Annotated in this window: 6 protein-coding genes and 1 pseudogene; 3 read left to right on the plus strand and 4 right to left on the minus strand. The window is 34.9% G+C overall.

Annotated features, from left to right (window positions below; translation table 11 throughout):
- Positions 1-357: 357 nt before the first annotated feature.
- Positions 358-618 (minus strand): hypothetical protein, encoded by a 261-nt coding sequence (locus tag MKX74_RS27995; protein WP_341180697.1) that lies wholly within the window; start codon positions 616-618, stop codon positions 358-360.
- Between the two features lie 558 nt (positions 619-1176).
- Here MKX74_RS27995 and MKX74_RS28000 point away from each other — a divergent pair.
- A complete protein-coding gene (locus MKX74_RS28000; RefSeq protein WP_341180698.1) occupies positions 1177-1635 on the plus strand; it encodes a replication/maintenance protein RepL in 459 nt (152 codons plus the stop codon).
- 29 nt (positions 1636-1664) lie between these two features.
- On the opposite strand, the pseudogene mobV (MKX74_RS28005) reads toward MKX74_RS28000, so the two are convergent.
- Together mobV (MKX74_RS28005) and MKX74_RS28010 are read right to left on the minus strand one after the other, a co-directional pair.
- Positions 1665-2910: pseudogene (gene mobV, locus MKX74_RS28005) on the minus strand (MobV family relaxase).
- 586 nt (positions 2911-3496) lie between these two features.
- Complete coding sequence (locus MKX74_RS28010) at positions 3497-3865, minus strand: hypothetical protein (protein ID WP_341180700.1); 369 nt, start codon at positions 3863-3865, stop codon at positions 3497-3499.
- 644 nt (positions 3866-4509) lie between these two features.
- Here MKX74_RS28010 and MKX74_RS28015 point away from each other — a divergent pair.
- Both MKX74_RS28015 and MKX74_RS28020 read left to right on the plus strand, forming a co-directional pair.
- Positions 4510-5106 carry a helix-turn-helix transcriptional regulator gene (locus MKX74_RS28015; RefSeq protein WP_341180701.1) on the plus strand — a complete coding sequence of 199 codons (597 nt, stop codon included), beginning with the start codon at positions 4510-4512 and terminating at the stop codon, positions 5104-5106.
- Positions 5107-5253: 147 nt separating this feature from the next.
- Positions 5254-5478 (plus strand): hypothetical protein, encoded by a 225-nt coding sequence (locus MKX74_RS28020; RefSeq protein ID WP_098678162.1) that lies wholly within the window; start codon positions 5254-5256, stop codon positions 5476-5478.
- Positions 5479-5517: 39 nt separating this feature from the next.
- On the opposite strand, the gene mobV (MKX74_RS28025) is transcribed toward MKX74_RS28020, so the two are convergent.
- Positions 5518-6795, minus strand: a 1278-nt coding sequence (gene mobV, locus MKX74_RS28025) for a MobV family relaxase (RefSeq protein WP_341180702.1), incomplete at its 5' end; no start/stop codon positions are given.

Below are 6795 nucleotides of genomic sequence, written 5' to 3' on the forward strand. Positions count from 1 at the left end.
CGAGAACCCTCCTTTTTGATAACTAGTATAACATGGGATCAGCCAGACTCATATCATATGGTCTAGCACGTTATACCAAATTACATTTGGACGTGCTCTGCGAGGCTCTTCGGCATCCGCCGAGCCATGCTCTGCATAGCAAAAAAAACCTCGGACTTTGTCCGAACCTACAAGGGGAAATCTTCCCCTTGACCCCCTCAATCGAACTCCCCAACCCCTCAATCCTTGAGGGGCTCCCTCGCCGGTTGGCAAGAACAAACTATAGTTTGTTCAATACCAAGAGGGTTCGGATATTGTTCAGTTGGTCAAGTCAAATACTCCCTCCGCTACGCTAGGTCCGTTTTGATTGACCAACAATTATCTTTTTTTCAAATCCTCGATTTGTTGTTGTAATTCTTCAATTTTTTTTTCTAATAACTGCATTTGTTGTTCTTGTTTTTTATTTACTTCTTGTTGTTCAATTTGTTCTTTTAATGCTTCATCTATAGCTAATTTTGCTCCATAAGTTTCTAAAACATCCCCTATCATATCAAACAAGCCGCCTACTAATGCGAATTTTAAACTATCAGCTAATTTTATTTCTTCGGACTTTGAATCACCTTTAGTTTGTCGTTTCATGATTACAAATTCCCTTCAAGGTTTTTACAATATATTGTATGAACCTTGTTTTTGGGTGTGAGTGCTGGCTGGGGGTTTGGGGGCTAGCCCCCAAATATGCGTAAATGCATATTGTGAAAAATAAATATTGAGGGCGGAGGAAACGGCGATTCGGCGGGTACAATTGTTGATCCAAGTCGTGCTACCTAAATCCTCGTTTTTGGTATGTTCGGCTTGGCGACATACTCACACCTGCCGAATTCCACAATGCAATAGCAAAAGAGTGGAGATTTTTTGAGTGGTTTTCTCAAAAAATACTACTCGACTATTGCATTGTGGAAAGCCCTTTAAGGAAGAAAAAGAAAATATATTTAAGGCGATGAATATCGCCTTAAATATATAGAAAAGAGTAACTTAAGGATTAAAAATAGATTTAGAGTTGATATATAGCTATGAAAGCGTTTACTTTTTGGTGTAATTTTTTATACCTTTTGGTGTAATTTTTTATACCAAATGGTGTAATTTTTTTACACCATTCGGTATACTTCTCATAAAATATTAAAAAAAGGAGAAATTATAATGCCTAAACAAAAAACAGAAAATGAAGTGATTTATAACGGGAGAAGTCGTTGGAAAAACATGGATACAGGTGAAATAATAGAAACTGATGAAATCATAAAAAAAACCCCTAGAAATGGTTTTATGATTACATATTTAACTGCAATTGTTCAATTAATAGATAGTTTGGGTAACAAAAAGATGCAAGTTGTAAAATACATACTAGAAAATATGGATAAATCAACAAATACATTGATTATCACAACACAAGAATTAGCTGATAAAAGCCTAGTATCTAAAAAGACTGTTATAGAAACATTAAAAACACTGGAGCAAGCCCAAATAGTTACTAGAAGAACCGGAGCAATAATGATACACCCAAGCCTTGTTCATCGTGGTAAAGATACAAAAGAGAAATACTTACTTGCTAGATTCGAAGATTTTAATAATAATAAAGCCCCAATCAATAAAGTTGAATAAACCGCCTTAGAATTAATTCTAAGGCGGTTTTACCGTTCCATATCATATCCACGTTGTTTCTTAATTTCTTGTTTATATTCACGTTCAAAGTAATTCTCTACCTCTCTCCCAACTAGTTCATTGTTAACAAGTCCCCTAAACGTTTTAAATTGCTCTTTAAAAACTTTTTTCGTTTGTTGATATAAAAACCATCACGTTTGTCTTCAAATCGTTTATATGAGCTTGTAGCGAGCCTATTTTTGTATGTAATTCTTTATTCTTCTCTCTCAACCCAGCATTAATCTGATGAGATGCTTTTAAATTGTTAGACAAATTCTCTATTTGAAGGTGTAATTTTTTATTTTCTTGCACCAAATCTGTACCTTGCAAACGCTCATAATCTTTTTTGACCATATAAGCAGCGTTCACCATTTTTTGTACTCTTTTTAATTCACTTGTTCCAATAATCCAATTCCCTGTTTCTTTGGTTACTGTTTCTGTTTTAAATAAACCTTTCTTCACTACTTCTGTTTTTTTCTCTTTCCCTTTTGCCTTAATTTTAATTTCCTGTGGTAATTGTTCACTTAGATCTAGAAGTTTTTCCTTTTTGTTTTCAAATTCTTTATCTAGAGATTGAATTTTTCTTTTCAAATCTTTTTCTTTTATCTTTACTTCTACATCCATTGCTTCTTTTTGTTCCTGTATTTCTAGCGAATATTTTTTTAAATCTTTGACTGTAGCAACACCAATTGTTTTCTCGTTTAAAATGCCTTCTTTGTAGATATAAGGTATTTCCTTTTTCAAAAATGTATCTAAATCCTGGTGAAAGGTTTTTAAATCTTTTCTTGTTAACACTTCTTTCGCTGAAACTTTTTCCCGTTGTTTTTTTTCATCCCAAACAATCGGCATAAAGGCAAAATGCATATGTGGTGTTGTTTCATCCTTATGTACGTTAGCGGACAACACATTTTTTTCACCGCCATAACGATTCGTTAAAAACTCATAGGTTTTTTCAAAAAATTCACGTTGTTCTTTTTCTGAAGTCTCCTTCAAGTTTTCTGGTAACGTAACAACCCAATCGGCACACACTTTTACATCTTTTCGATTCAAACAATGTACTGCACTTAATCGATTATTCATGCGAGAAAACGTGTCTCCTTCTTTTTCACATAAATCATAATTCAAATGTGATCGTTCATTATCAATATCTTGATTTGAATGATTCTCTGTTTTTCTGTCCCAATGAATTGATAATCCTTGTACGTTGCCTTTTGTATATTTTTTTACATGAGCCACGAGCAATCCCCTCCTTCTTGGTAACCAGTTTAACACGAGGGTTGAGGGAATCCAATAATTTGGTCTAGCACGTTATACCAAATTACATTTGGACGTGCTCTGCGAGGCTCTTTGGCTTCGCCAAGCCATGCAAGCATGGCAAAGAAAAAACCTCGGACTTTGTCCGAACCTACAAGGGGAACTCTTCCCCTTGACCCCCTTTCATCCAACTCCCCAACTCCTCAATCCTTGAGGGACTCCCTCGCCGGTTGGCAGGTCAAAACGGTAACCGTTTTGACAATCCAAGAGGGTCGCATAGAGAGTGTGTCAACTCCTTATCCTCCCATACCCTTCCGGGTTCGGTCCGGTACCGTTGACACACCTTCCATTTTGCTCTTTTATACTTATTTGGGGCCACTCACCATTTTAGTTAACAGAATTAGAGTTCCATTAACTTTTTGAGATGAATTTAACAAGATTAGTTTACAAAACACCTGTAAATATTGTTGGAAAATATATTCACAGAACACATTTTAAGCAAGTATTCTTGAAAATTTTTTGAAAGTGCCCCGAAAAAGAACGAATCGTTGCCGTGCCACTATTTGTGTTATCCAAAAGGAATCACCGTTTTGACTTGATTTGTTTTACTATCTACGACAGAAACCATTTTTGTTTGGCTATTTGTAATATACAATTGTTCGCCTACTACATTCGTTTGTACTTGATTTGCAATCATTCCTTGCGATGGGAGTCCTATATTTTGTGGGACAGATGTAGCACCTATTGTATAATATGGCACTTGTTGAACACCCAATATCCATACAAATAACAATAGAATCAATAAAATCCCTGCCCCCCAACACCACCATGTATCATTTCTTTCCGGTTTCTCATACATTACATTTACAACTTGAGAGGAAACTGATGATGGCGTTTCCTCTAGACTTGTTTGTATCACTTCTTGATTTTTACTCATAATTTCCCTCTTTTTATTTTTTGTAAGCAGAATATGTATTTTCCGCCTCTATGTGTATTTTTATTTTAACAACTCTAATCAATTTACATGAGGATCCTGGAGAACCCTAGTATTAAAATATAAATATATTGTACAAAAGACATCTTTTGTACGTTTTATAAGAATTTCTTAAATATCTTAGTAAGAAAATAAGATATTTCCCCCTTGTTTTTGGGTGTGAGTGCTGGCTGGGGGTTTGGGGGCTAGCCCCCTGGAACGTAACTGAATATAGAGTAAGCTTGTTGCTTAGAACGATAGAACTGGCGGTTCGGCGGGTATACTTGCAAATCCAAGTCGAACAACTAAATCCTCGTTTTTGGTATGTTCGGCTTGGCGATATACCAACCCCCGCCGAATTTCATAATACAAGGGTAAAAGAGTGGAGATTTTTTGAGTGGGTTTCTCAAAAAATACGACTCGCCCCTTGTATTATGAAAAGCTACTTTTATAGATATAGAAAGGGAATTGCTAGAAATGCAGTAATATCAATAGTTTTCAAGTTTGGTATGTTTCATGAGGGTTTACATTAATGTTTCGTGTGGCGAAACATAGTTGCACCTTTATGTTTCTTTTTTGAAACGAGTTGTTGCAAAACTAAATTGGAGGTGATAAAATCAAAACATGCAACAGGTTGTTTCAAAAAAGAAACATTAATGTATAGTGGAGGGTTACATATGTTTTCAGGAAAAGAAAAAGACACAGAAGTTAAATACGTAGCCTTAGAAGATGCTGAAATCTTTGATAGTGCTAATGAAGCCCTAGAAGCTAAAAGAGCAAAAGAAAACCAAAAGAACAAGAATTTCATACAAATTAGTAGGGGTGTAGGAACAAAAGCATTAGCCTATATCATTTCCGAAAATGCAGTTGCAGGACAACTTTATATGTTCTTTATAGAGAATATGGATGTTAATAGCAATAGTATAATGGCCTCACATAAAATTTTAGAAGAGGTTACTGGAAAATCAAGAACAACAATATTTAGAGCAATTTCATGTCTAGAAGAAAACGGATTGATTGCTATTGGTAAAGTTGGAAATACAAATGTATATATTTTAAATCCAGAAGTAGCTTGGGCAACAAGTAGGGATAAAAAAGACTTTGTGAATTTCAAAGGTAATATTCTTCTTGGGCGTACAGAAAACAAAGATCTATTTAATAAATTTGAACGTTCAAAATACATTAAAACAAATGTTTTGAGGTAATGAACAAAATTATTCTAAGTTTTAAAAGACAAATAAAAAGGCACTCCCTCTGACCAGGGAGCACCACGAATACATACCAACCCAATAAAATAGTATGCCTTTTTATTTTCCTATACATTTTTCTTAAAAACAAGGAGGATAAAGAGTATGACTGCAAATCAAATGTTAGAAATGATCGTTGAACAAAGTGTAGAAGAATTAGACAGATACGAAGAATTTCAAGAACTATATTCCCATCAAAACAAGTTCACACTGGAAGAGTTTAACCAATTTGAACTTGCGATTTATCTTAAAATGTCCAATATCAAGAAAGAATCCTATAAAGAAGGCTTTACACAAGGCATTAATTTCATTCTATCCATGCAAAAATAAAGCAAAAAAGCGATACCGGTGTATAATCGGTGTCGTTTTTTATCGCTCCATCCCCCTATCTCTTTTTGTTTTTGGTTGTCTCGTTTGTTTCAGTTGCTCTGATTTGCGTTTTAAGCTCTCTAGAGAGAATTCTCTACCTTTCCCTAGTATTTTATCTAGAAATACCTTTAAACGCTCTATAAAGGCTTCTAGGCGCTTCTGAGGGATTGTTTTTGCTTTTTTATTCTCTTCCAAGATAGAAAGCCACTGTTCGCCTTCTTTTTGATTTTCTGGTTCATGTCCATTTTCCAGATTAAACAGAACTAAACGACCTTTCTTTTCTAGTTCACTAATTTCTGCCCCTCTGTTTGTATCTTCCAACATACTTTTATAGATAATAGCGTCTGTTCGGTGTTTCTTCAGTTGGTCTACTTCTTTTTCTAATAAACCAAATTGAAGTTCAGCATGATCTGCCCTTCGATCCGCCTCATAATACTTCTCTTCCCATTCCTTCATTTTCCCGATTGCTTCATCCAATCTTTTTCCAGCTTGATATTGGACTTTCATACTCGATACAGATAACATTTTTAATTTCTCAAAATCCTGAGATCGCAATGTGACCTTATTTCCAAATATCGTTTTCTTTGCTGATGCTTCGATTTTCTTCAACACTTGTTTTGGTTCTTTAAACACTTTCATTTCTGCGGTCGCATTTGCTTTTTGTTGGTCTTTTTGTTTTTGAATTTCCTCAGCATATCTTTTTAACTCTTTCACTGTCTCAAAACCAATTGTTTTCTCATTCAAAATCCCTTCTTTGTAGATATGCGGAATTTCTTGTTTTAAAAAGGTATCTAAATCTTGATGAAATGTTTTTAACTCTTTACGTGTTAGCACTTCTTTTGCTGAAACCTTTTCCCTTTGCTTTTTCTTGTCCCACACAACAGGCATAAAAGCAAAGTGCATATGTGGCGTTGTTTCATCCATATGGACATTCGCTGAAAGTACGTTCTTTTCCCCACCATAACGATTTGCTAAAAACTCATAAATCTTCTCAAAAAAATCACGCTGTTCTTTTTCTGAAATCCCCTTCAAATTTTCTGGTAACGTAACAACCCAATCCGCACACACTTTTACATCATTTCGCTTAAAGACATACACTTCACTTAAACGCTGATTCATACGAGAAAGTGTATCTCCTTCTTTTTCACATAAATCATAATTGAAATCCGACCGCTCATTGTCAATGTTTAAATTCGAATGGTTTTCTGTTTTTCTGTCCCAATGAATCGAAAGGCCTTGTACATTTCCTTTTGTGTATTTTTGAACGTGAGCCATGAG

The organism is Paenibacillus sp. FSL K6-1230, assembly GCF_038002385.1.
Taxonomy (GTDB): domain Bacteria; phylum Bacillota; class Bacilli; order Paenibacillales; family Paenibacillaceae; genus Paenibacillus; species Paenibacillus massiliensis.